The organism is Arthrobacter sp. AFG7.2 (assembly GCF_002892835.1).
GTDB lineage: Bacteria > Actinomycetota > Actinomycetes > Actinomycetales > Micrococcaceae > Arthrobacter.
Genome location: NZ_PJMB01000005.1, coordinates 276,355 through 300,803, shown reverse-complemented (window position 1 = coordinate 300,803; position 24,449 = coordinate 276,355). Strand labels below are relative to the sequence as shown.

The window sequence follows — 24,449 nt, the reverse complement described above, 5'->3', positions numbered from 1 at the left end:
AAGCCAAGCCTAGCCGTCCAGCGGGTCCAGCGCCTGCTTCAAATCGGCCCAGAGGTCCTCCACGTTTTCGATTCCCACGCTGAGCCGCACCAGGTTCTCCGGAACGCTGGCGGGCTCAGCGGTGTGCCGCCGTCGGCGCTCGATGAGGGATTCGACACCGCCGAGCGACGTGGCAGGCAGCCACAGTTCGAGTGAGCGGACAAGTTTGTCTGCGGCGTCTGCTCCGCTCAGCCCGGCGGCCGGCGCCACCTGGACGCAAATGACGGAGCCAAACCCCTTCATCTGCACCTTTGCGCGTTCATGCCCGGGGTCCGTGGGCAGCCCCGGGAAACGGATCGACTCAATCACCGGGTGCTCTTTGAGCCGTTGGGCCAGGACCATCGCGGAAGCCTGGGACCGTTCTACGCGCAGCGCGAGGGTCCGCAGTCCGCGCAGCGCCAGCCAGGCCTCAAACGGTCCTGCAATCCCGCCGTGGATGGTCCGGTTGTGGAGCAGCGCCGAGCGGATGTCCCCGTTGGACGTGACCAGGGCGCCCAGGACGACGTCGGAATGGCCCGCCAGATACTTGGTCACCGAGTGCAGGACGACGTCGGACCCCAGTGCCAGGGGCTGCTGCACCAATGGCGTGGAAAAGGTGTTGTCAGTAACAACGATGGCACCGGCAGAGTGCGCAGCCTCGGTCAGCGCAGCAACGTCCGCGATCCCAAGCATCGGGTTGGTCGGACTTTCCAGCCACAGCATGGAAGCGGCCCGGGCATTAGGGCCGTCCGGAGCCAGGGCGGACCTGACGGCGTCAGTGTCGGCAATGTCCACGGTGCGCAGTTCGACGAATTCCTTCTGTGCCAGCTCTGAGGCCATCACCAACGACCCGGAGTAGCTGTGCGTGGGCATCACCAGGACTCCCCCGGCGGGGATGAGGGACAGGGCGGAGCTGACTGCGGCCAGGCCAGAGGCGTAAAGAAGCCCCGGAAGCTCGGCGCCTTCGAGCTGGCCGAGGGCCTCTTCGAAAGGGTCCCAGGTGGGGTTGGAGTACCGTCCGTAACCGCGGTCGCCGTCGCCGAGCGCCCCGGTACCGAAGTATGTGGAGGAAAGGACGACAGGATGATTAACAGGCTGGTCCCTCTCCCGCGGGGGACGCCCGGCCGCAACCACAACCGTTTGGGCTGACAGGGCTGCCGCCTGCTGTTCGGAAAGACTCATGGTGAAAGCGTACTGTCCGCCAGGCAGGCACCCGAAAGCTGTTACCGGCAGTTGCACGGGCTTTCCGTCCACAGGCCCAATCGGATTTGTCACCGGGGGTCGGTAGGCTTGATAGGTGAGCAAACAACGGGCCGGTCTTTTCATCGCGTTTGAAGGCGGCGACGGCGCCGGCAAGTCAACGCAGGCTGCCCGCCTTGCCGCGGCCCTTGAAGCCCGGGGCCATACCGTCCTGCGCACACGTGAGCCGGGCGGGACCCCCATCGGTGAAAAGTTGCGTTCCCTGGTTCTGGACCACGGCCATGGCCACATCGACGCCCACACAGAAGCGCTCATCTTTGCCGCGTCCCGGGCCGCCCATGCCGGCCAGGTCATCCGGCCGGCACTCGAGCGTGGCGACATTGTCCTCACGGACAGGTACATCGACTCCTCGGTCGCCTACCAGGGCGCCGGGCGGGGGCTGGGCGAGGACGCCGTGAAGTCGCTTAACGAGTGGGCCACCTCCGGCCTGCAGCCCCACCTCACGGTCCTGCTGGATGTGGATCCTGCTGTCGGCCGCCAGCGCCGTAAGGCAGGTGCCGCTGCGGAGGACCGGCTGGAATCGGAAGCTGATGACTTCCATTCCCGGATCCGCGACGCGTTCCTGGAATTGGCCGGCAGGCGTCCGGAGTCCTACCTGGTACTGCCGGCGCATGATTCGGTTGCTGACCTGTCCGCCCGGATTCTTGACCGGGTCTGCAGCCTCCTGGCTTCGCTCCACGGAGTCCCTGCAGGAGCCATTCCAGGCAACCCCGATGGTGACCCGCTGTGACGGTGTGGGATGACCTGCAAGGGCAACCCGCCGTCGTCGAACAATTGCGGCAGGCGTCCAGCGGCGAGGGACTGACGCATGCATGGCTTTTTACCGGTCCGCCAGGCTCCGGGCGCTCCAACGCCGCCAAGGCGTTCGCAGCTGCCCTGAACTGCGACCAGGACGATGTCAGCCTTCGCGGCTGCGGGCACTGCGCGGCCTGCCTGACCATCCTGGGTGAGACGCATTCGGACGTCACGTTCATCCGGACCGAGAAAGTGACCATCACCATTGACGAAGCCCGGGAACTGGTGGCCACCGCGGGAAACAGGCCCTCTTCCGGGCGATGGCGCATCATCGTGGTGGAGGATGCGGACCGCATGGCGGAGCGCACCACCAACGTTCTCCTCAAAGCCATCGAGGAACCAACTCCCCGGACCGTGTGGATGCTGTGTGCTCCGTCCCCGGCCGACGTCCTGGTGACCATCCGTTCGCGCTGCCGGAGCGTCGGGCTGAGGCTTCCGCCGGCCGCTGACGTGGCTGCCCTGCTGGTAAAGCGCGACGGCGTCGATCCGGCTCTCGCAGAGGCGGCGGCCAGGGCGGCGCAAAGCCATGTGGGCGTCGCCCGGCGGCTGGCCAGGGACCCTGCAGCCAGGGAACGCCGGCTCGAAACGGTGCGGTTTCCGCTCGGCCTGCGCGGCGTTACAGCTGCAGTGATGATGGCAGACAAGCTCGTCAAAATCGCCACCGCGGAGGCCAACAGTTCCAACGAAGAACGGGACGCCGCGGAGAAGGCCGCCCTGCTCGCAACGCTGGGTGCCCCCGAATCCGGGACTCTTCCGCCGGCTATGCGCAGCCAGGTAAAGCAGCTCGAGGAGGACCAGAAGCGCCGGGCGAAGCGGTCCGTTACCGATTCCCTGGACCGGACACTGACGGATCTCCTCTCTTTTTACCGGGACGTACTGATTATTCAGCTTGGGAATGCCGTGGAACTGGTGAACGTTGAGCTCAGGAGCGAATTGGAGGAGTTCGCCGGCCGCTCCACTCCGGAAGCAACCCTTGCCAGGATGGATGCCATCAACAAGGCCCGCGAACGCATCACTACCACCAACGTTGCACCGCTGTTGACCATTGAGTCCATGGCAGCCAGCCTGATCTAGTCCTTCAAGGAGACCCGATGACTGCCCGCTCCCTGCCTGTACGTCCGCCAGCCGCGGCGATGGGCCTCCGTGCCTTGGGGGCCATGGCCCTGGCCATGGTTCTGGCATCCTGCAGCCTTATAAGCGGCGATGACCGAAGTCAGGATCCCGCAACCGCCAAGGCCGATCCGTCGATCGTTGCATCTGCCCCGGCAGGACTTGAGGATTTCTACTCCCAGGAAGTCGTGTGGGAGCCCTGTGAGGGTGAGTTTCAGTGCGCCAAAGTGACGGTGCCTATGGACTATGACACTCCGGACGGCGAGACGATCCAGCTTGCCGTCCTGAGGGCTTCAAGCACAGGAAAGAAAACAGGCAGCCTGCTGGTCAACCCCGGTGGTCCTGGTGCTTCCGGGTATGACTTCGTTAAGGATGCGGCCGGAACGCATTTCTCCCAGGCTGTGCGTGACGGGTATGACGTTGTGGGCTTCGACCCCCGGGGCGTGAAGCGCTCCGCGCCGGTAACCTGCATGACTGACGCTGAGCGGGACGCCGCCAGGGCCAAGATCTACGACCTCGAAACGGATGCCGGCCTGGCCGCGGCCCTTGCCGACAACAAGGCAATTGCTGCCAAGTGCGACGAGCAGACCGGGCCGGTGCTGGGACATATCGACACTGTCAGTTCCGCCAAGGACCTGGACGTTCTTCGGGCCGTGGTCAATGACGCAAAGCTCAACTACCTCGGCTACTCGTACGGCACGTTCCTGGGCTCCACCTATGCTTCGTTGTTTCCTGACAATGTGGGGCGGATGGTGCTGGACGGCGCCCTGGACCCCGCCATCAGCAATGAAGAACTCACCAGCGGCCAGGCCCGCGCCTTCGAGAAGGCAATCAGGGCCTATGTTGCCAGGTGCCAGGCGCAGGACGGGTGCCCTCTGAGCGGGGACGTGGATTCGGGTGTCCAACAGATCCGCGACGTGATCGCCGCAGTCCAGCAGACCCCGCGCACGGCAAAGGACGGACGCGTGGTCAATGCCACCATGTTCGTGAGCGGCCTGATCACGCCGCTGTACAACGACCAAAGCTGGCCCGCATTGACGCAGGCCCTGGAAGCCGCGATGACGGGGGATGTCAGCCTTATGCTGCGGCTCGCAGACCTGGGCGCGGACCGCTCCTCCAACGGAACATACACGTCCAACTCGACGTTCGCGTTCAACGCCATCAACTGCCTTGACTACCCCATGGTGTCCGACACCGCCGGGATGCGCGCGGAGCAGCAGCGCCTGATGCAGGACTCCCCCACCTTCGGATATTTCTTTGCCTATGGCGGCACCAACTGCATTGACTGGCCGTATGAGAACGTGCGCACGCCCTCGCCGGTGGAATACGGGGGCGAATCCCCCATTGTCGTCATCGGCACCACGGGTGACCCGGCCACGCCCGTGGAATGGGCGGCATCATTGCGCAAGCAGTTGGGAAACGCTGCACTTATGACCTGGGAAGGTGAAGGCCACACAGCTTACGGCCGGTCGAACAGCTGCATCGAAGACGCAGTGGACGAGTATCTGGTGAGCGGCCAGGTTCCCGCCGACAACACCGTGTGCTGAAGGCCTCAGTCTCCACCGGACAAGCCATTTTGACCCGGGCGCAGGGACTCTATTACAGTTGAATCTTGCATGAAGAGCCCGGTTCGCCTGGACGTTCATGCGGTGCTTCCTTAGCTCAGTCGGTAGAGCGTTTCACTCGTAATGAAAAGGTCATCAGTTCGATTCTGATAGGAAGCTCGGGATAAACCCCCTATTGCCCCTAGTTTTAGGGCTTTAGGGGGTTTTTCGCTGGTTAAGCGATGAAGTCTTTCTCGGGGCAGGGCACACTTATGGCACACTTTGTCGCTCCTTCCACAGCGCTTGCTTGGGTGATGAGATTCCAGTCCCGCTTCAGATCGCCCCCCTGCCGTGGCTCGCCTTCGCATTTTGATCGGAGCATCAGCTGTTATCCGTCAAGCCATTGACGGAGCATGCGGATAAGGTCCAGGCATAGGACAACGAATCACCGGCAATGACCACGGGTGATTCGAGGTCACAACGGCAACGGGAAGCGTCTATCGGTCTCGCTTCTTGAAGAGAAAAATCAGGCGCTTGCCGGTGGCAGCCGCGGGGTGTCGCTTCAGTCCCTGCCGGCTAGATGACTGATGGGTCTTGACGCACGACGGAACGTCGTTGGATGTCAGGCCACAATATAAGTTCTCCACCAGACCCTTCGGACTGGTCAGGGTCAGGCTGCGACCTCTGCCAGCACCAGGAAAGAACCCAGTACCTGACGTTCGTCGCAGGCGCTGACACGGCGCATGGATGCAGGTAGGATGCGTTCAGCGCTGACGGCGGTTGACCGGGATCTATGCAGGCACTGATGGGTTTGGGGGAACCGGTGAAACGTATTGTCGGAATTGTCCTGGCAGCGGTCTTTGTCCTCGGTGCGATCGCGTTCTTCCTCGTCCAGTCTGCAGAGGAAAAGGTAACGGCGGATATGCTTGCCCGCGCCGGACGCTTCGCCATCCCGCCGGACTGGCAGCTGACTGACGAAATCGTGCGCTCCGAGCGTTTTCTGTGCATGAGCACTAATCCTTGCCCCAGCCTTTCCCGGCAATGGGATGCAGGGAAACAGTTGACCACAAGCGACGTCACAGCTGTAGTGTCGGGAGTCGGCTTCGAGATGAAGACCGACGCTCCTTGCCAGCGGCCCGCGAATGTAAGCGGCTCCATCACCATTTGCAGATTCTCCGGCACGGATGGGGAATACAGCTACATGCTCAACGCAGCGAGCCCTGGCCTGAACGAATCCCAGATCGTCACGATGATCGTCCGCCCAGTGGTGGACTAAACCTTTAAAAATCTTGAGGGTAATTTCTCTGGCGACCGGATAAACAGGCAGGTGGCCTGAGGACATTCAAGCCGCATCCGCAGTTTTGAGCCGCAGAACAAGGCGGCGATTCCGTTCAGAAACAGTGGGGGTAATTCTGTGCGCTTAAAAACTCCTTTCCAATCAACCGCTCTATGCCTGGCCACTGCACTGGCTGCCTTGACCGTAACGATTCCGCCAGCGGCCGCAGCTGACCCCGTGGCCGAGGCATGTGCTCCTGTAGAAAGCGTCTTCGCGAGGGGTTCGGGACAAGGCCTGAACAACAATGAAGAAGATCGCTTCGTATCCCAAATCCGTGCTCGGCTTTCTAGCCCGGAGACCCTTCACGAGTACGAACTCGGCAAGGGGGCGTCGACGGGTTCTCCTATCCTGCGGTGCCGGTCGGAACGGATCGGGGCTGGGAGTCCATCCGGAACACCATCGGGGCGGGGGCTACCGGCGGCGGGTCCACCTACGGCGACAGCGTCAACGAAGGTGTTGACGAGCAGAATGCCTACCTGACCAAGCGCGCCGCCGCCCGCCCGGACGCCCACTTCGTGCTCGGCGGGTACTCCCAGGGCGCCCAGGTCGTGGGCGAGGCATACAACGAAAAGCTCAGCAACAGCCTACGCGGCTGCGTCGTCTACCAAGCGCTTTTTGGCGACCCCAAACTCTTTCTCCCGGAAGGCACCAACTACCTGCCCGGCGCAGCCCCAGTTGCCTGCCTTGATAAGACGTCAGACTCTGAGTGGCGCTTCGACGTTCCGAACTGTGAGGTCTTCCAAGGCTCCCTCGGCTCTCGAATCCCGTATCTTCCACATGGCTTCACCTCAGCTACGGGTCTTTCCTGCGCCCCGAAGGACTTCGTCTGCGGTTCCAGCCGCGTGTTCTGGGACAACAACGGCCACATGAACTACTGGGGCGACAGTCAGAGCATCGATAAGGCTGCAGCCGGGATCGCAAAGCGGCTCAAGCCGCTTCTGCCCGCGGGGCAGGTCAACGACAGCGTCACCCTGCCGGCTTCAGGAGCCACAGGCCTGGACGTGGTCTTCCTCATCGACTCGACGGGATCGATGTGGGGACGGATTGACGCGACCAAGGCCTTCGCCGCTGAAATGGCCGACACAATCAAGGCAAACCGGGGCCGCGTCGCCCTGATCGAATACAAGGACGCGGGAGAGCAGTTCTCAGCCCGGATCCTCAGTGGGTTCCAGGAAGACACCCAGGAGTTCTCTACTCAGCTCTCTACGATTTACGCGTCCGGTGGAGGGGACCGCCCGGAGGCCGCACTCCACGCCCTGATGACTGCCTTCAACGGACTGGAGTGGAGGAACGGTGCGACCAAGGCCGCCGTCGTCCTGACAGATCCCGTCAACGTCTACCCAGGGGTTTCCGGGGTTTTTCGCTGGTTAACGCACATTTGGTGTCCTTCCTTCATCGTTTTCCTGGAGGGGTTCCACGATGGCGCCCATGCCCTGAAGGAACATCCGGCGGCCGCTGCCACCGTCAGCCCAGATCCAGATAATCGAGAAGTCGGCCGTGACGGCATCCACTACCCCGGTCCCTGCCAATGTCCCATCAGCAAAGCGGACGTGCTCGCCGACGGCAAAACGTTGATGACGAATCCGGTTCCGCTTTCTTCTGCGCTTCACGACTCCGTCTGGCACCGTCATTGTGTCGGTGATGGTCGAAAACTGAGCCATAGTGACGGTTGAAAACTGAGCCACCCGTTCCAAACGATTGGGTGGGTGATCACAGTGGAGGATTGGGCGCTTATTCGGCGGTTGCATCTTGCCGAGGGTGAGTCGATGAGGTCGATAGCGGCGCGGCTGGGTATTTCCCGGAACACCGTTGCGAAAGCGGTCAGCGCCGACGGTCCGCCGACTTATGTGCGTGCGCCGCAGGACTCCGGGATCAAGACGGTGGAACCGGCCATCCGTGCGCTGCTGAGGGAGAATCCGCGGATGCCAGCGACGGTGCTGGCGGAGCGTGTGGGCTGGTCCGGGTCTCCGGCGTGGTTCCGGGAGAACGTGGCCAGGATTCGGCCGGAGTTTGCTCCAGCGGATCCCGCGGACCGGATCAGTTACGAACCGGGCGATCAGGCGCAGTGCGATTTGTGGTTCCCGGAGGTGCGGATACCGGTCGGGTCCGAGAAGCCAAGGGTTCTGCCGGTGCTGGTGATGGTGTCCTCGCACTCACGGTTCATCATGGCCCGGATGATCCCGTCGCGGATGACCGGGGATTTGCTGGCCGGGATGTGGGAGCTGATCGGATCCCTGGGCGCGGTGCCTCGGCGGCTGATCTGGGACAACGAAACCGGCATCGGGCGGCGGAACAGTTACGCCGCCGGCGTTGCGGCGTTCGCCGGGGTCCTCGCGACCAGGATCGTGCAGGTCCCCTACGATCCGGAGAGCAAGGGCGTGGTGGAGCGGGCCAACCAGTTCCTGGAAACCTCGTTCCTGCCCGGCCGGACCTTCGCCTCACCGGAGGATTTTCAACGCCCAGCTCAGCCAGTGGCTGCCCAAGGCGAACAACCGGATGGTCCGACGGACCGGTGCCCGGCCTGCGGAGCTGATCCGACAGGACAAAGCGGCGATGCTGGGGCTGCCGCCGGTTCCGCCCGTGACCGGATTCGCGACCAGGGTCAGGCTCCCGCGGGACTACTACGTCCGGATGGGATCCAACGACTACTCCGTGCACCCGCAGGCGATCGGCAGGTTCGTCGACGTCACGGCGGACCTGGAAACGGTCACCATCAGCCTGGACGGCCGCTGCGTCGGATGCCATCCCCGGTCCTGGGGCGTCGGCCTGACGGTCACTGATTCGGACCACGTCGAGGCTGCCCGGACGATGCGGAAAGCCTTCCAAAACCCTGCACCTCCAACGGATACGGCGGGGCTGCGGGACCTGGCTGACTACGACCGGGCGTTCGGTGTCGTGCTCGATGATGGGCAGGTCGCGTGATGGCTGAAGCGAAGGAAATTGCTGGGCAGATCGAGTACTACTCCCGGGCGATGAAGGCGCCACGGATCCGGGAAGCGGCAGCCAGGCTCGCGGATCAGGCCCGCGAGGCCAGCTGGACCCATGAGGAATACCTCGCCGCGGTCCTGTCCCGGGAAGTCGCCGCCAGAGAAGCCTCCGGAGCCGAGATGCGTGCCCGGGCTGCCGGGTTCCCTGCCCGCAAATCCCTCGAGGACTTCACCATCAGCCCGGCCTCAAACGCGACACCATCGCGCACCTGGCCACCGGTGCGTTCCTCACCGAAGCCTCCAACATCGTCCTGCTCGGAACCGGGAAAACCCATCTCGCGACCGGGCTGGGGCTGCGGGCCACCCAGCTGGGACACCGGGTCCTGTTCGCGACTGCCATCGACTGGGTCGCCCGACTTCAGGCTGCGCATCAGAGTGCGCGGCTGCCGCAGGAACTGGTCAGGCTGCGCCGCTATGGGCTGATCATCGTCGATGAAGTCGGCTACATTCCATTCGAACAGGATGCCGCGAACCTGTTCTTCCAGCTCGTCTCCTCACGCTACGAGCACGCCTCGCTGATCCTGACCTCGAACCTGCCATTCGCCCGCTGGGGAGACGTGTTCGGCGACCAGGTCGTCGCCTCCGCCATGATCGACCGCATCGTCCACCACGCCGAAGTCGTCACCCTCAAAGGCTCCAGCTACCGACTCAAACATACACAGACGGAATCGCTGCCCTCGACAAGACCGGAAAATACGGCAGAATAACCAACATCAACGTGGCTCACTTTTCAACCCACGAAATGGCTCAGTTTTCGACCGTCGCTGACACATTGGACGCAGCCTAAAGAGGAGTTGTCCGGCTCAAGCATGTGGCATCCTTCGGTCGCAGGTGGTGTTAACCCAGCTCATTACGACCCTGCCCGCTGCTCCCAGGTCACGTGACGGACACGTGGTCGACCCAGCGTAGACGGAACGGCGCCTCCTCGTCCTGCACGCCAAATGTGACCGATCCGGAGTCGGGCCATGGCTGCCACCCCTGGTGTGAACTCAAGAAGCGCCCACCCTCACCAAAGTCTGGGCTGTGCACGACATGCGTGTCAGTCCGCGGTGCTAGGGTCCGACCCATGGATGAATTTACGCTGGTACCCGGGTTCCCATCCGCCTCCGTGGGCGACCTGTCCAAGCGTTCCGGTTTCGACGTCAACTTCCTGGGCGTCACCGTGGCGGTTCCGACACTGGCAGGGGTCGAGACAGTTCTGCTCCCGTACACACACTTTTCGGTGCTCATGCGGCTGGATAAACGTCTTGCGGCCATCACCGCCGTGGGAATAGACGGAAAAAAGATCATGGACGTGAGTCGTTCCGGAATCGAATGGCGGCTCGATCCGAGGCTCGGCGAAGACCAGCAGACCGGAGCACGCGTGTACGCCCGGAACGATATTGACCGGGGCCACCTGGTCCGCAGGGCCTCTGCTGTGTGGGGAGACACCCGCCAGGAGGCAGCCCAGGCCAACGACGACACCTTCCACTACACCAACGCGGCCCCGCAAGCGGCAAAGTTTAACCAGGGCCTTGACCTGTGGCTTGGGCTGGAGTCCTACCTCCTGGACCATGCCGCCAACTATGACCGACGTCTTGTGGTGTTCACTGGCCCCATTTTCGGCATTTCCGACCCCGTGTACCGCGGGGTAGACATTCCGCTCCTTTTCTTTAAAGTGGCGGTATTCCTCCACGACGGAGAGCTCTCTTCCACCGGATATGTAGTGGACCAAACGCCTCAACTGCGCGAACTGCCCGATGTCCCGTTGCCGGGAGCTATGGATGAGGCACCCCCGCTTGGCCCTTTCCGCACCTTCCAGGCCCCGGTTCGGGACATTGCCGGCCTCACCGGCCTGGATCTCGGCCGTCTTGCAGCCGTCGACAGGATGCCGGCGGCCGCGGCCCTGCCTTCCCATGGCCTAACCTCCGGGTGGCGTCGGCTCGAGGCACCGGAGGACCTGGTGCTGGACTTCCGCAGGGAACGTGGGTAGGTGCCAGGTCCGCAAATCCTTCGATACACCTCCGGCACAGCCCGCACGGCCGGCAGGGTGTAACCGCCCGGACCCGACGCCGGGACCTATGATGGCGTGCATGGAAGACGAGGCCCTGGCAGCGATTGCAGACGAGCTGTACGCCGGGCCCATGGAAGACTTTGTGGCAGCCCGGGCCAGCGCAGCGAAAAATGCTGCCGGCACGGACAAGGAATTGGCTGCCGCGGTCCGTTCGCTGCCAAAGCCCTCGGTTGCCGCTTGGGCGGTCAATATGCTGGCCCTGCACCAACCGGAAGTCCTTGCCCAACTGATGGAGCTGGGCGGCCGGATGCGCGAGGCACAGGCGTCGCTGGACGCCGCAACGCTTCGTGAGCTGGGGCGTGAGCGCCGCACCATGCTCTCCGCCGCCGTCGACACGGCCCGGTCCGTTGCGGAAAAGCAGGGCAGGGCCATCAGCGACGCCATGGCGGGAGACGTCGAGGATACCCTCCGCGCCCTGACTGCAGACGAAGGAGCAGCCGCGGCCGTACGGAGCGGTCGACTCCTGAAGACCTTGTCTGCCGACGGCGTGAACTCCGTTGACCTTGACGGCGTTGTGGCCGTTCCCTCGGTTTTGCCCTCCGCCGCCGCAGCTCCACCTGCGGGGCCCGCAGCTCCCGCGGGGAAGAAGACGCGGACGACGGCGGACATGCCGCAGGAGCGCAGGCCGGACAAACCGCGGCTCCAGGCAGTCCGGCAGACTCCGCGGACTGCGTCACCCCCTGCGTTGGACAAGGCCAAGGCGGCCCTTGCCGAAGCCCAGGCAGCAGAAGCCGAGGCGGCACGGGCTGCGCAGGAGCTCCAGGACCAGGCGGACGAAACCCGTACCGAGATCGCCGAACTTGTAGAGGAGGCAAGAGAGCTCCGTGCCCGCCTGAAGAGCACCGAGGAGCAGGTGGAACGTTCGCGGAAACTGCTGGCGGCCACCACTGCGGAGGCAAAGCAGGCCATGCGTGCAGCGGACAAAGCGGAACGGACAGCCATGCTTGCGCAGGAACGCGTCCTTCGGCTCGGCAACACGCGGACTTGATCCCGGTAATTGTCAGACCCCGGTTGCAGACTGGAAATATGGAAAACCAACTGGTTCAGGAATTTCACGTCACGTACTTTGATGCCGACTGCGGCCGCGCCCGGGCAGAGGTCTTTGACTCCCTTGCGGAAGCTGAACGCTTCGCCAGCCGGCACTGCGCCGAGGAAGACGGCTGGGCTGTCATCGACCCGGTGGCAGTCGAGCAGGTCCGCACCGCAGCCTGATTGCCTGCCCGTTTGAAGCCGGCGGCGCGCTGCTTAACGCAGCCCGCCTTGCCTGTTCGGAACAGGCAAGGCGGGCTGCAGGGCTGCTACGCCTCGTGGAACTGGTTAAGCGAAGTCAGAAACGGCCGGGTCAGGACCGATGCGGCCTTCACCGTCGGCAGAGCGGTCCAGCGCGTTGATGGCCTCGATGTCCTCCGGGTTAAGGGAAACGTCCAGCGCCGCGTAGTTTTCCCGGATCCGGGACTCGGTGACGGACTTCGGGATCACAACGTTGCCAATGGCGAGGTGCCAGGCGATCACTACCTGCGCAGGCGTGGCATTGTGCCTGGCTGCAATCGATGCCACGGTTGCATCCTCAAGCAGCTCGCCGCCCTGGCCCAGCGGCGACCATGCCTGGGTCAGGATCCCCTTCGAAGTGCCAAACTCGCGGAGTTCACGCTGGCTGAAGTACGGGTGCAGCTCGATCTGGTGAATGGCCGGAACCACTCCCGTTTCATCGATGAGCCGCTGCAGGCCCTCGGCGGTGAAGTTTGAAACACCAATGGATTTGACCCGGCCTCGCTTCTGGAGCTCGATCAGTGCCTTCCACGTGTCAACGTACTTGTCCTGCCGGGGCTGCATCCAGTGGATCAGGTACAGGTCCAGCGTTTCGAGACCAAGCCGGTCCATGGACGCCTCGAAGGCAGCCAGTGTGGACTCAAACCCCTGGTCTGAGTTCCACAGCTTGGTGGTGATGAACAGCTGCTCCGGGGAAAGTCCGGAACTGGCGATTGCCCGCCCCACTCCCGCTTCGTTGCCATAGATCCTGGCGGTGTCGATGTGGCGGAAGCCCGCCTCAAACGCCTGGCGGACCACCTTCTCGGCCACGTCGTCCTCAACCTGCCAGACACCATAGCCCAGCTGGGGAATCGTGTTTCCGTCATTGAACGTCAGTGTAGGTGAAAGAGTCATTGGACTATCCTGCCAAACCAGCCGGCCGTTACGGTGGCTGTCAGGCGGAAGTAAGCCAGGCGCTTAACCGGGAATATCCACCTGCTGCGGGCCTGAGCCCTCCTCGCTCAGGTGTCGCTCGGCGTCGGCCACCTGCTGGAAGACAGACTCGGCGCGCCGGTGGACGGAGGCCGCACCCACCGGGACCGGCCCGACGGCGAGCCGGAGCATGGCCGCGGCCTCGGCCGTGGTGGCAAGCGAATTGCCGGCTTTGGACAGGGCACGGTGAACGCCGGCCAGAGCAACCGGAATATCAAGCCCCTCGTTGGGGGAGCGCCGCTGGGCTTCCATGCACACCAGCCGGACCCTTTCCAGGAGGGCTGCCAGTTCGTTGGCGATCTCCAGCAGTTCGCCGTACAGCTGGTCGTCCTCCACTCCCTCGAGGACCTGGTGGAAGCGGTCCAGTCCGCGCTGGAAACGGTCGTGCGCCCTGCGCCAGAGGCCCTGGCCCAGTTCCGCGTCGTCCTTGCGCCCCTGACGGGCGGCGCTGAAAAAGCCCAAGCGGAACCTACAGGTATTGTCCGGGACCGTGGTCCGGTTCGTCCCGCTGGCCGGGCCTTGCGGAGTTCCCGGACCGGGAACCGGCGGCGGCCCTCTGCGGCTCCCCGTTTTCCCCGATGACCACGCCGGGGGCGATCATTGTCCCGGGCGGAAGCTGGCGGAGCTGCATCTGCGCCGCTGCATTCTCACGTGCAGCGTGCTGGGCAGCAATGGCCGTCTGGATGCCGTGGAACAACCCCTCGAGCCACCCCACGAGCTGGGCCTGGGCAATACGCAATTCAGCGTCGGAAGGAGTGGCCGCGTCAGAGAAGGGAAGGCTGATCCGGTCCAGTTCCTCCACCAGTTCAGGAGCCAGCCCGTCCTCCAGCTCCTTGATGGAGCGCTCGTGAATCTCCGCCAGCCTGCCGCGGGCAGCGTCATCCAAGGGTGCGGACTTCACTTCCTCCAGAAGCTGCCTGATCATGGTTCCGATCCGCATGACCTTGGCCGGTTCATCGACCAGGTCCTGAAGGCTGCTTCCCTTGGGCTTGCTGCCTTCGGCCGGCCCTGGCTGGGCAGGCAAAGGCGGCTGCCGGTCATCGATCGGGGTGCCCTCTACCGGGAGGTCCTCAGCTGACTGAGTGTCTTGTGGATCGCTCATGCGTTCATACTCTCATGAGCGATCCACAAGGCACCCCTTGGAACAGCCCCCAGGAGGCTTGTACGCTGCAAGCTCAATCAGCAGCACCGGCCCTGCGGGTTGCTGTCCTGGCGGTCCGTCTGGTCGCGCCAGAACTCCCGCTCGGTCATCGGCGGCGTCCCGTGGCCGGCCGAAGCATGGTGCTCCAGATACCTGGTGTACGCGTCCGCGCCGAGGACACCCCCCATGTACCGCGCGAAGCCACGGAAGCCCCGCGTCAGCACCGCGAGTCCGGCAGCCATCAGTGGTGCCCGCCCTTTTCGAACCTCAGCTCCGCCGGCACCTTGTCCCACTCAGCCATCAGTTCGCGCTCGGCGGGCGTGGGGATAAGCCCGGCAGGGGCGAAGACACGTGACGGAAGGGCGGGATCCTCATTGCCCCTGGCGGTTGTGGCGTCCGCCCGGTTGCGGAACGCCCTGATGGTGGCGAGCAACGCCGTCGCAATCACGATGATGCTAAGCACTACGAAGATGACGGAAAGCCAGCCCTGGATGGCCGTGTTCCGCACTACGGCTTCCATGGCGGCCGCGGATTTCGCTGTGCCGAACTCCGTCTTCCCTTCCGCCAGGGCCTTACTGAAGGCGGCGTTGTTGGCGAAGTAGCCCACCGCGGGAGTGGACGAGAAGATCTTCTGGTAGCTCGCCGTGATGGTTACCACGGCAGCGAAGGCCAGCGGCAGGGCCACGATCCACAGGTACTTGAACGTGCCGCGCTTGGCGACGATGGCAAGGCACACGGACAACGCGATTGCGGCGAGCAGCTGGTTGGCGATGCCGAAGAGCGGGAACAGGGTGTTAATGCCGCCCAGCGGATCGGTGACGCCCATCAGCAGCACCGCACCCCAAGCGCCGACCATGACGGCGGTGCAGAGCCAGGCACCCGGGCGCCAGGAGTGCTCCTTGAACTTGGGGACGAAGTTGCCGATGGAATCCTGCAGCATGAACCGGGCTACGCGGGTCCCGGCGTCGACTGCCGTGAGGATGAAGAGTGCCTCGAACATGATGGCGAAGTGGTACCAGAAGGCCATCATCGCGGTGCCGCCAATAAACTGCTGCATGATGTGCGCGAGCCCCACGGCCAGGGTGGGAGCGCCGCCGGTCCGCGACACGATGCTTTCCTCGCCTACATTGGCGGCCGTCTGCGCAAGGAAGTCCGGCGTGATGTTGACTCCGGCCAGGCCCAGGCTGTTGACCCAGGTGGCTGCCGTTTCCACTGTCCCGCCGGTCAATGCTGCCGGCGAGTTCATGGCGAAGTAGAGGCCGCGGTCGATGGAGATGGCCGCCACCAGGGCCATGATGGCCACAAACGACTCCATCAGCATTCCGCCGTAGCCAATGAAACGGGTCTGCCGTTCCTTTTCTATGAGCTTGGGCGTGGTGCCGGACGAGATCAGGGCGTGGAAGCCGGAGAGGGCGCCGCAGGCAATGGTGACGAACAGGAAGGGGAACAGGGCGCCAGGGAAAACGGGTCCGTTGTCCCTGCTGGCGAACTCGCTGAAGGCCGGGACGGTGATCTCGGGCCGGACCACGATAATGGCCAGCGCGAGCATCACGATGACGCCAATCTTCATGAACGTTGAGAGGTAGTCGCGCGGCGCCAGGAGCAGCCACACAGGGAGGATGGCGGCGATGAAGCCGTAGATGATGAGTCCCCAGGCGATGGTCACCTTGTCCAGGCTGAAGATGTCCGCGCCCCACGGCGTTTCGGCCACAATGCCGCCGCCGACGATGGCAGCCATCAGCAGGACGAAGCCGATCAGCGAAACCTCCATGACTTTTCCTGGGCGCAGGTACCGGAGGTAGACGCCCATAAACAGCGCGATCGGGATGGTCATGCCCACCGAGAACACACCCCACGGGCTTTCACCCAGGGCATTGACGACGACGAGCGCAAGGATGGCGACAATGATCACCATGATCAGCAGGGTGGCGATAAGGGCGGCGGTGCCGCCGATGACGCCAAGCTCTTCACGCGCCATCTGTCCCAGCGAGCGGCCGCCGCGCCGCATGGAGAAGAACATCACCAGGTAGTCCTGGACAGCACCGGCGAGGACGACGCCGATAATGATCCAGATAGTGCCGGGCAGGTAACCCATCTGGGCTGCGATAACCGGGCCCACCAGGGGGCCGGCACCGGCGATGGCGGCGAAGTGGTGGCCGAACAGGACATTGCGGTCGGTCCGGACATAATCCTTGCCGTCCGCCTTGTACTCTGCGGGTGTGGCGCGGCGGTCATCCGGCCTGGTGATGTAGCGCTCGATGACCTTGGAGTAGAAACGGTAGCCGATCAGGTAGGTGCATACTGAGGCAAACACGAACCAGATGGCATTCACCGTCTCGCCGCGGATGATCGCAAGCATGAACCAGGCCACGCCGCCCAGCAGGGCGATCGCGGCCCACAGGGCGATCTTTCCGGGCGTCCACTTCCGGTCTTCCGCCTCCCGGACCTCCTCGTCAAGGGCTGTCGGGGGCAGAGCCGGGTCTGTGGCTACCCTTCCCTCTCCCCCGGGTGTGTTCCGGCGCTGATCCGGCGTCTCGGCCATGTCTCCTCCTTGAGATTATTTATGTCTGCTGTGACGCACCCTACCAACCTGTGCCCTCGCCGGGGAGGCGATCGGCCCGGTGGCGCAGAACTGTGCGCCGAGCGGAGGAGACGTGGCGGCGAACGCCGCGCCAGGTGGCGGTGAACTGCACCGATGCAGCAAAGGCCCCCGTCCGGATGGATCCGGGCGGAGGCCTTGGCTGAACCAAAAACCGTGAAGCTGCCTTTTACGCGTGGGAGGCTGCCACTTCTATGCGTGGGAGTAGGTGAGGCAGTCTGCGTTGTCCGCACCGGGACCAACGTGCACCTCGGACGCCTTGCACATGAGGTGGTCGTTGTGGACGCACTCGGCGCGCTGGCAGGCCCCGACGTCGGCCAGCACCTTGGGGAGGCCGCCGTGCATACCGGTGTCAATGAAGGTGGCACAGTGTGCGTGGTTTTCGGCCCCGCCCACGGTGATGGCAGCGGCGTTGCAGTTGGTGTGATCGTTAAAGGAACAGTTCGTTACGCTGCAGTCGGCGACGTGCGTTGTCATGAGCTTCCTCCGTCATTTCCACCGCCCGGCCGGACGGCTCCTGCACCCCACCGTAAGCCCGCCCACAGCATTCAAAAAGACCCAATTGTGTTGCCTATTTCCCTTGCGCCTGCTGGACCATCCTCGCCTCGCACAGATCCAGCCAGCGGACCTCCGCCTCTGTTTGGAAAATCAGGGAGTCCAGGACCAGGAGCGACGCCGTATCACCGGACCGCTGGTTCAGAGCCGTGTCGCGGCGTGCTTTGGTGTAGTCCTGCAGCGCCCGGACGGACGCAAGCCGCTGGTTTTGGATGATGGCCTGGACATCGACGCCGGGCAGGGTGACGGCGAGGGCCAGCTTGATGGCCAGTTCGTTGCGCGGCGGATTGTTCCGCTCCACGGGAGCCTCGAACCACCCTTGGATCTCCGCCGTGCCCGCAGCGGTGATGGTGTACACCACGTGGCCGCCGCCGTCGTCGCCGTTCCTGGCGATCAACCCGTCACGTTCCAGCCGGTCCAGGGTGGTGTAGACCTGCCCGATATTCAGCGGCCAGGTAACGCCGGTGCGGTTCTCGAACTCCATCCGCAACTGGTAGCCATAGCGCGGCTGGTCCTGCAGCAGGGCGAGGAGGCTGTGGCGGATGGACATGCTGCTTGCTCCTTGTCACTCAGCGGGCGTTGGATGCTGGACCTACATCAGCAGAAGGATCTTGCCCACGTGTTCTCCTGTGTCGAAGTACCGGTGGGCCGCGCGCACCTGGTCCAGGGGAAAGGTCTTCGCCACCAGCGGCCGGATTTTCCCATCGCTGACAAGGGGCCACACGGCGTCGCGGACGGCGTTCATGATGGCGCCCTTTTCCTGCACCGGCCGGGGGCGCAAGGCGGTGGCCACCACAGCAGCGCGCTTTTTCAGCAGTTGCCCCAAATCGAGCTCGCCCTTGCTGCCGCCCTGCAGCCCGATCACCACCAGCCGACCATAATCAGCCAGCGCGTCCACATTTTGGGAAAGGTACTTGGCGCCCACGACGTCGAGGATCACGTCCGCGCCTTTTCCTCCGTTTTGGCGGCGAAGGCTCTCCGGAAAATCTTCCTCAAGATAGTTGATGGCGATATCGGCACCCAGGAAAGCCTTCGCCGTGCTCACTTTTTCATCAGAACCGGCAGTGGTGGCAACCCGGGCTCCGAGCGCCTTGGCCAGCTGGATGGCCATGGTGCCGATCCCGCCCGTTGCCCCGTGGATCAGGACGGTCTCGCCCTCCTGCAACTGTGCCGTCATGACCAGGTTTGAATAGACAGTGGCGGCAACCTCGGGGAGCGCTGCTGCGGTCACCAGGTCAACGCCGTCGGGCACCCGAAGGACCTGCTCGGCGGGGACGGCCACCTGCTGGGCATAGCCGCCGCCGGCCAGCAGGGCAACAACTTTGTCCCCAAGGGAAAATGCCCTTGTGACGCCGGGGCCGAAGCCGGCAATCCGACCTGATACTTCAAGCCCGGGAATCTCCGATGCACCGGGCGGCGGCGGGTAGAAACCCCTGCGCTGCTGCACATCCGCCCGGTTGAGGCCGGCGGCGACGACATCGATCAGCACCTCGCCGGTACCGGGTACCGGGGCCTCAACCTCGCGGACCTCCAGCACTTCCGGGCCGCCCGGCTCCGAAATGTAGACGGCTTTCATGGAACACTCCCGTTTCTGACTGAATACTGCGTGCAACCAGTGTGCACCGGACACCTTCCGGACTCTGTTTTGTTGCAGGCAAGTGCCTATGAAACACTACTTGTTGAGGAAGGTTGTCCGAGCGGCCGAAGGAGCTAGTCTTGAAAACTAGTGTGCGGTAACCCCGTACCAAGAGTTCGAATCTCTTACCTTCCGCGAAAAGAACCCCTGTCCACCAGATTCCTGGTGGACAGGGGTTCTTCGTTTCCCGGCGCACCCCGTTGCCCGGCACACTGCAGCCGGAGCGTACGGAGCGGGCGCACAAATCTCCCAAAAAGTTTCAGCAGCAGCCTTCCGGCAAAGCTACTGACCGGTATCCTTTGTGATAGCCGGCACACTGGGTAGTTGCCGGCCACCACCACCTACCGCCAACAGCATCATCGGAACCGGGCTACTGGGGCTCCGGGCCGATGGGTGGCCCGTTCCGCTGGGGAGCGTCCCGCCGAATGCACGCGCTATCAACCCTGCGTTCATTCAGCGCTGTTGTGATGTTCCGGATACCACTTGACCAGGAGCAGGATCCGGGCCCCTGTCCGTCGGTACAACCCGGACGCCTTCCATCGGGTCCCCCACCGGGACACCCTTCTGAAAGTAAGAGCGGATGCATCACACACCTTGGAAATTAGTGCTGGGGACAGCACTGTCGGCGGGGCTCATAGCTCCCCTGGCGGCACTTCCTGCTGCTGCCGGCACCATTACGGAGATCTCAGCCGCGGCGGGAACGTCGCCTGTTGTGATCAACGAGGCGTACCTTAGCGGCGGCAGCACCGGCGCCGCCTACAAAAACAAGTTCGTTGAGCTGTACAACTCCTCGGACACTCCGGTGTCGCTGGATGGCTGGTCCGTCCAGTACCGCGCCGCCACAGCCACTGGTGCCCCCAGCGGGGTCGCGGCATTAAGTGGAACCATTCCTGCCAAGGGGCACTTCCTGATCAAGGGCGCCACCAACAGCGCCGCTTCCACCGCCCCCGAACTGCCTCCTGCTGATCTCGACGCCACCGGATTTAGCCCCTCAGGCACCACCGGAAGCATTTTCCTGGCCAAACAGCCCACTGCCCTCACAATTCCTGCCGGCTCTGTCATCGAACCGGCAGGAGTGGCGGACCTGCTGGGCTACGGCACCTCCAACACCTTCGAAACGCAGGTCTCCGCGGCTCCTGTTGACAACAGGGATGTCAGAAGCCTGAACCGCACGAACTTTGCGGACAGCAACAACAACGCCGCGGACTTCTCACTCAGTACGCGCATCACCCCGACGGCGTCGGGCAGCACGGCCACGCCGGAGCCGGATCCCACACCTGATCCAACCCCTGACCCCACCCCTTCAACCCGGGCCATTGCCGAAATCCAGGGCACAGGCACCGTAAGCCCGCTGGCAGGGTCCACGGTGACCACCACCGGCAAGGTCACAGCAGTCTTCGCCACCGGCGGGCTCAACGGCTACTACCTGCAGACCGCGGGAACCGGCGGCGACCTGACAGCGACGAACCACGCGGCGTCGGACGGCATCTTCGTCTACTCCCCCGCCACGGTGGCATCAGTGCAGACCGGGGACTACGTCCAGGTGACCGGAACCGTGGACGAATACTACGGAATGACCCAGCTCAACGTCACGGCAGCGGCAGGGCTCACGAGGCTTACGGAGCCTGCACCCGAAGTTAAGGCCACCACCTTCACGCTGCCCGCCAACGAAATCTTCCGCGAGTCCCTGGAAGGGATGCTCCTGGCACCCCAGGGACCCCTGACGGTGACGGACAACTACACCCTGAACCAGTACGGCGAGGTCGGCCTCGCCGGCGGAACAACCCCGCTGGTCCAGCCCACCGCCGTCGCCCCCTACGGCTCGCCAGAGCACACGGCAGCGGTGGCGGAGAATGGCGCCCGGGGCATCAAGCTCGACGACGGGTCCAGCACCAACTTCCTGCGCGATGCCTCGACCAAAGCGCAGGTCCTGCCCTATCTGACCACTACTGACCCGGTTCGGGTGGGCTCCCCCGCCACGTTCACCACCAACGTGGTGCTCGGCTACGCCAACAACGCCTGGAAGCTCCAGCCGCTGACCCATTTGACGGACGCCAACAAGTCCACGGTGCAGCCGGCCACCTTCGGCGCCACGCGGACGGACGCTCCCGCCGCCGTCGGCGGCAACCTGAAGATCGCGTCCTTCAACGTCCTCAACTACTTTCCCACCACGGGCGACCAGCTCACGGGCTGCACCTTCTACGAGGACAGGGCCGGGAACCCCATCACCGTCCGCGGCGGCTGCAATGCCCGCGGCGCCGCCAACGCTGAGAACTTCGCACGGCAACAGGACAAGATTGTTGCCGCCATCTCCAAGGCCGGCGCCGATGTTGTCACGCTGATGGAGATCGAAAACTCCGCGCAGTTCGGCAAGAACCGGGATGACGCCCTGGCCAAGCTGGTGGATGCCCTGAACATCGAGACTCCGGGCATCTGGGACTACGTCCGTTCACCCGCCAACGCTCCGCCGCTCAGCGATGAGGACATGATCCGCACCGCCTTCATCTACAAGAAGGCCGCTGCAGAACCCGTGGGTGAGTCCATCATCCATAACGACACAGTGGCGTTCTCCAACGCACGCAAGCCGCTGGCCCAAGTCTTCAAACCGGTGGGAGGCGGCGCCGGGACAGAGTTCATCGCGATCGCCAACCACTTCAAGTCGAAGGGCTCCGCTGCCACTCCGGAGGACACCGACAAGGGCCAGGGCGCATCCAACCTGGCCCGCACTGCCCAGGCGAAATCCCTCCTGGAGTTCACAAAAACCCTGCAGGAGTCCAAGGGCACTGACAAGGTCTTCCTCATCGGCGACTTTAACGCTTATGCCAAGGAAGACCCCATCAACGTCTTTACGGCCGAGGGCTACGTCAACCAGGACGAAAAGGCGCGCAACGCCGACGGCACGGCCAAGCACTCCTACCTGTTCGGGGGAATGGTCGGTTCCCTGGACCACATCCTCGCCTCCCCTGCCGCCAACGCAGTGGTCACCGGAGCCGATATCTGGAACATCAACTCGGTGGAATCCGTCGCCCTCGAGTACAGCCGGTACAACAACAACGTCACCAACTACTATGCGCCGGGCCAGTTCCGTGCCAGCGACCATGACCCTGTGATCGTCGGCCTCAACCTGGCGTCCGCACCCGCCGCCGTTGACCTGAATTTCCTGGGTATCAACGACTTCCACGGCAGGATCGATGCCAACACCGTCCTGTTCGCGGGCACCATCGAGAAACTCCGGGCGGCAGCCGCCCCGGGCGCCACCGCCTTCCTTTCCGCGGGCGACAACATTGGAGCTTCACTGTTTGCCTCCGCCGTCGCCAAGGACCAACCCTCCATCGACGTGCTGAACGCCTTGGACTTGAAGGCCTCGGCTGTGGGCAACCACGAGTTCGACGGCGGCTGGGCGGACCTGCGCGACCGCGTCATTGCCGGGGGCACCAATGCAAAGTTCCCCTACCTGGGAGCCAACGTCTACAAGAAGGGCACCACAGAGCCGGTCCTTCCGGAGTTCACCATCCTCGACATGAACGGCATCAAGGTGGCGGTCATCGGCACAGTGACCCAGGAGGTCCCCTCCCTGGTGACTCCTGCCGGTATCGCGGACCTTGAATTCGGCGATCCCGTGGACGCCATCAACCGGGCCGCCGCCAGGATCACGGCGGAGAATCTTGCCGATGTCATCATCGTGGAAAACCACGACGGCGCCGGTTCGGGAACGGTGGAAGGCTCCACGCTGGCGGAGGAAGTGGCAGCAGGCGGCCCGTTCGCCAAGCTGGTCACCGAAACCTCTCCTGACGTGGACGCCATCTTCACCGGCCACACACACAAGGAATACGCCTGGGACGCGCCAGTCCCGGGCTTTGAAGGAAAAACCCGCCCGATTGTCCAGACCGGCAATTACGGCGAGAACGTGGGGCAGATCCAGCTCACCGTGGATACGGCTACCAAGGAGGTGACCGGGTACAAGGCAGGCAACGTCAAGCGGACCACCGATCCTGCCGCTGGCCTGATCGCCGCCTACCCGCGCGTAGCCGTCGTTGACGCCATCGTGAGGAAGGCACTCGCGGACGCCGCCGTCGTCGGAAACCAGCCCGTTGGTGCTGTCACCGCCGACATCACTACCGCCTTCACCACTGACGCCACCGGCGTTGCCAAACGTGACGACCGGGGCAGCGAATCAACCCTGGGCAACCTGGTGGCCGATTCCCTGCTGGATTCCCTGCAGCCCGCTGAACTCGGCGGCGCGGAGATCGGTGTGGTCAATGCGGGTGGTTTGCGGAACGAGCTTTACTACGCCCCGGACGGAACCATCACGTACGCCGAGGCCAACGCGGTGCTGCCGTTCGTGAACAACCTCTGGACCACGTCTCTGACCGGTGCCCAGTTCAAGACGCTGCTCGAGCAGCAATGGCAAACCAATGCTGACGGAACGGTACCCAGCCGCGCCTATATCCAGCTTGGCCTGTCCAGGAACGTCAACTACACCTACGACGCCGCCCGGCCGGCGGGTGACCGCATCACCTCAGTCCGGGTGAACGGCGTTGCGCTCGATCCGGCGAAGTCCTACCGGATCGGCACGTTCAGCTTCCTGGCCACAGGCGGTGACAACTTCCGGATTTTCACGGAAGGTGCCAACACCAAGGATTCAGGCCTGGTGGATCGGGATGCCTGGATCAGCTACCTGCAGAAGAGCAGTCCGGTGTCGCCCGACTTTGCCCGGCGTTCCGTTGCTCTTACCAACAACACCGCCGGCGAGGTTAAGCCCGGCGAAGCGATCAGCCTCGCGGTCTCCAAGCTGGACCTCACGTCCCTGGGCAGCCCGGCCAACAAGACCCTGTCGGCAGTGTTTACGGACGCCGCAGGGGTTGTGACCGAGCTTGGTTCCGTGCCCGTCACAGCAGGTTCCGCCACTGTTAACCTGCCTGTTCCTTCGGGTGCCGCTGCAGGGGCCGGATCGCTGGTCCTCACCGCCGCAGAATCCGGCACGACAGTCACGGTGGACGTGAAGGTGGCAGCAACCGAACCTGCCGGACCTGCATGCACCAGGCCGGTCAAGCCTGCGCGTCCTGCCGACCTGGCCGGCCAGCTGAACTACGGCCAGGCGATGGCCGCGTACCGGGCCTGCCTCCGCGGCTGACACCCCGTCTGGACGTGTGAAAGGTCCGAAAAACCACTGA

The 24,449-nt window shown here is 63.9% G+C and carries 18 protein-coding genes, 2 tRNA genes and 2 pseudogenes; 13 read left to right on the top strand and 9 right to left on the bottom strand.

Features of this window, described 5'->3' with window-relative positions; all coding sequences use genetic code 11:
• Window positions 1–9: 9 nt before the first annotated feature.
• On the bottom strand, window positions 10–1,200 hold the full coding sequence (locus CXX84_RS11765; protein WP_102976922.1) for a trans-sulfuration enzyme family protein: 1,191 nt from the start codon (window positions 1,198–1,200) through the stop codon (window positions 10–12).
• 115 nt (window positions 1,201–1,315) lie between these two features.
• Between CXX84_RS11765 and tmk the strand changes: the two genes are divergently transcribed.
• The 11 genes and pseudogenes from tmk to CXX84_RS11710 all read left to right on the top strand — a co-directional run bounded on the left by tmk (window position 1,316) and on the right by CXX84_RS11710 (window position 12,315).
• Entirely contained in the window at window positions 1,316–2,008 is a 693-nt protein-coding gene (gene tmk / locus CXX84_RS11760) for a dTMP kinase (RefSeq protein ID WP_102976874.1), read from the top strand.
• Window positions 2,005–3,147, top strand: a complete 1,143-nt coding sequence (locus tag CXX84_RS11755) for a DNA polymerase III subunit delta' (protein WP_102976873.1) — start codon at window positions 2,005–2,007, stop codon at window positions 3,145–3,147. Before tmk ends, CXX84_RS11755 begins: the two co-directional genes overlap by 4 nt.
• 17 nt (window positions 3,148–3,164) lie before the next feature.
• Complete coding sequence (locus tag CXX84_RS11750; protein ID WP_102976872.1) at window positions 3,165–4,730, top strand: alpha/beta hydrolase; 1,566 nt, start codon at window positions 3,165–3,167, stop codon at window positions 4,728–4,730.
• Window positions 4,731–4,834: 104 nt separating this feature from the next.
• Window positions 4,835–4,907: transfer RNA gene (locus CXX84_RS11745), tRNA-Thr, on the top strand.
• A 643-nt stretch (window positions 4,908–5,550) separates the two neighbouring features.
• Window positions 5,551–6,003, top strand: a complete 453-nt coding sequence (locus CXX84_RS11740; RefSeq protein WP_146031875.1) for a hypothetical protein — start codon at window positions 5,551–5,553, stop codon at window positions 6,001–6,003.
• Window positions 6,004–6,416: 413 nt separating this feature from the next.
• Window positions 6,417–7,736, top strand: coding sequence for a cutinase family protein (locus CXX84_RS11735; RefSeq protein WP_102976870.1), 1,320 nt, complete (start codon window positions 6,417–6,419; stop codon window positions 7,734–7,736).
• 42 nt (window positions 7,737–7,778) lie between these two features.
• A pseudogene (gene istA, locus CXX84_RS11730) lies at window positions 7,779–8,985 on the top strand (IS21 family transposase).
• A pseudogene (istB, locus tag CXX84_RS11725) lies at window positions 8,985–9,757 on the top strand (IS21-like element helper ATPase IstB). The pseudogenes istA and istB overlap by 1 nt, the downstream one beginning before the upstream one ends.
• Before the next feature lie 359 nt (window positions 9,758–10,116).
• Window positions 10,117–11,022: a DNA/RNA non-specific endonuclease gene (locus CXX84_RS11720; protein ID WP_102976869.1), complete on the top strand. Its 906-nt coding sequence runs from the start codon at window positions 10,117–10,119 to the stop codon at window positions 11,020–11,022.
• A 100-nt stretch (window positions 11,023–11,122) separates the two neighbouring features.
• Window positions 11,123–12,091, top strand: a complete 969-nt coding sequence (locus CXX84_RS11715; RefSeq protein ID WP_102976868.1) for a hypothetical protein — start codon at window positions 11,123–11,125, stop codon at window positions 12,089–12,091.
• Window positions 12,092–12,129: 38 nt separating this feature from the next.
• Window positions 12,130–12,315, top strand: coding sequence for a hypothetical protein (locus CXX84_RS11710; protein ID WP_102976867.1), 186 nt, complete (start codon window positions 12,130–12,132; stop codon window positions 12,313–12,315).
• Window positions 12,316–12,420: 105 nt separating this feature from the next.
• On the opposite strand, the gene CXX84_RS11705 is transcribed toward CXX84_RS11710, so the two are convergent.
• The 8 genes from CXX84_RS11705 to CXX84_RS11670 form a co-directional block, all read right to left on the bottom strand.
• Window positions 12,421–13,266: an aldo/keto reductase gene (locus tag CXX84_RS11705; RefSeq protein ID WP_102976866.1), complete on the bottom strand. Its 846-nt coding sequence runs from the start codon at window positions 13,264–13,266 to the stop codon at window positions 12,421–12,423.
• 63 nt (window positions 13,267–13,329) lie between these two features.
• Window positions 13,330–13,806 carry a hypothetical protein gene (locus tag CXX84_RS11700; protein WP_102976865.1) on the bottom strand — a complete coding sequence of 159 codons (477 nt, stop codon included), beginning with the start codon at window positions 13,804–13,806 and terminating at the stop codon, window positions 13,330–13,332.
• A gap of 7 nt (window positions 13,807–13,813) precedes the next feature.
• Window positions 13,814–14,446 (bottom strand): bacterial proteasome activator family protein, encoded by a 633-nt coding sequence (locus tag CXX84_RS11695; RefSeq protein WP_102976864.1) that lies wholly within the window; start codon window positions 14,444–14,446, stop codon window positions 13,814–13,816.
• A 77-nt stretch (window positions 14,447–14,523) separates the two neighbouring features.
• Window positions 14,524–14,727, bottom strand: a complete 204-nt coding sequence (locus tag CXX84_RS11690) for a YbdD/YjiX family protein (RefSeq protein ID WP_102976863.1) — start codon at window positions 14,725–14,727, stop codon at window positions 14,524–14,526.
• A complete protein-coding gene (locus tag CXX84_RS11685) occupies window positions 14,727–17,027 on the bottom strand; it encodes a carbon starvation CstA family protein (protein WP_102976862.1) in 2,301 nt (766 codons plus the stop codon). The genes CXX84_RS11690 and CXX84_RS11685 overlap by 1 nt, the downstream gene beginning before the upstream one ends.
• Window positions 17,028–17,276: 249 nt before the next feature.
• Complete coding sequence (locus tag CXX84_RS11680) at window positions 17,277–17,561, bottom strand: DUF1540 domain-containing protein (RefSeq protein ID WP_102976861.1); 285 nt, start codon at window positions 17,559–17,561, stop codon at window positions 17,277–17,279.
• A gap of 94 nt (window positions 17,562–17,655) precedes the next feature.
• Complete coding sequence (locus CXX84_RS11675; protein ID WP_102976860.1) at window positions 17,656–18,189, bottom strand: PadR family transcriptional regulator; 534 nt, start codon at window positions 18,187–18,189, stop codon at window positions 17,656–17,658.
• A gap of 42 nt (window positions 18,190–18,231) precedes the next feature.
• Window positions 18,232–19,215, bottom strand: coding sequence for an NAD(P)H-quinone oxidoreductase (locus CXX84_RS11670; protein ID WP_102976859.1), 984 nt, complete (start codon window positions 19,213–19,215; stop codon window positions 18,232–18,234).
• Window positions 19,216–19,322: 107 nt separating this feature from the next.
• Between CXX84_RS11670 and CXX84_RS11665 the strand changes: the two genes are divergently transcribed.
• Window positions 19,323–19,410, top strand: a tRNA-Ser gene (locus tag CXX84_RS11665).
• 445 nt (window positions 19,411–19,855) lie between these two features.
• Window positions 19,856–24,409: an ExeM/NucH family extracellular endonuclease gene (locus CXX84_RS11660; RefSeq protein ID WP_102976858.1), complete on the top strand. Its 4,554-nt coding sequence runs from the start codon at window positions 19,856–19,858 to the stop codon at window positions 24,407–24,409.
• The last annotated feature ends 40 nt before the right edge of the window (window positions 24,410–24,449 follow it).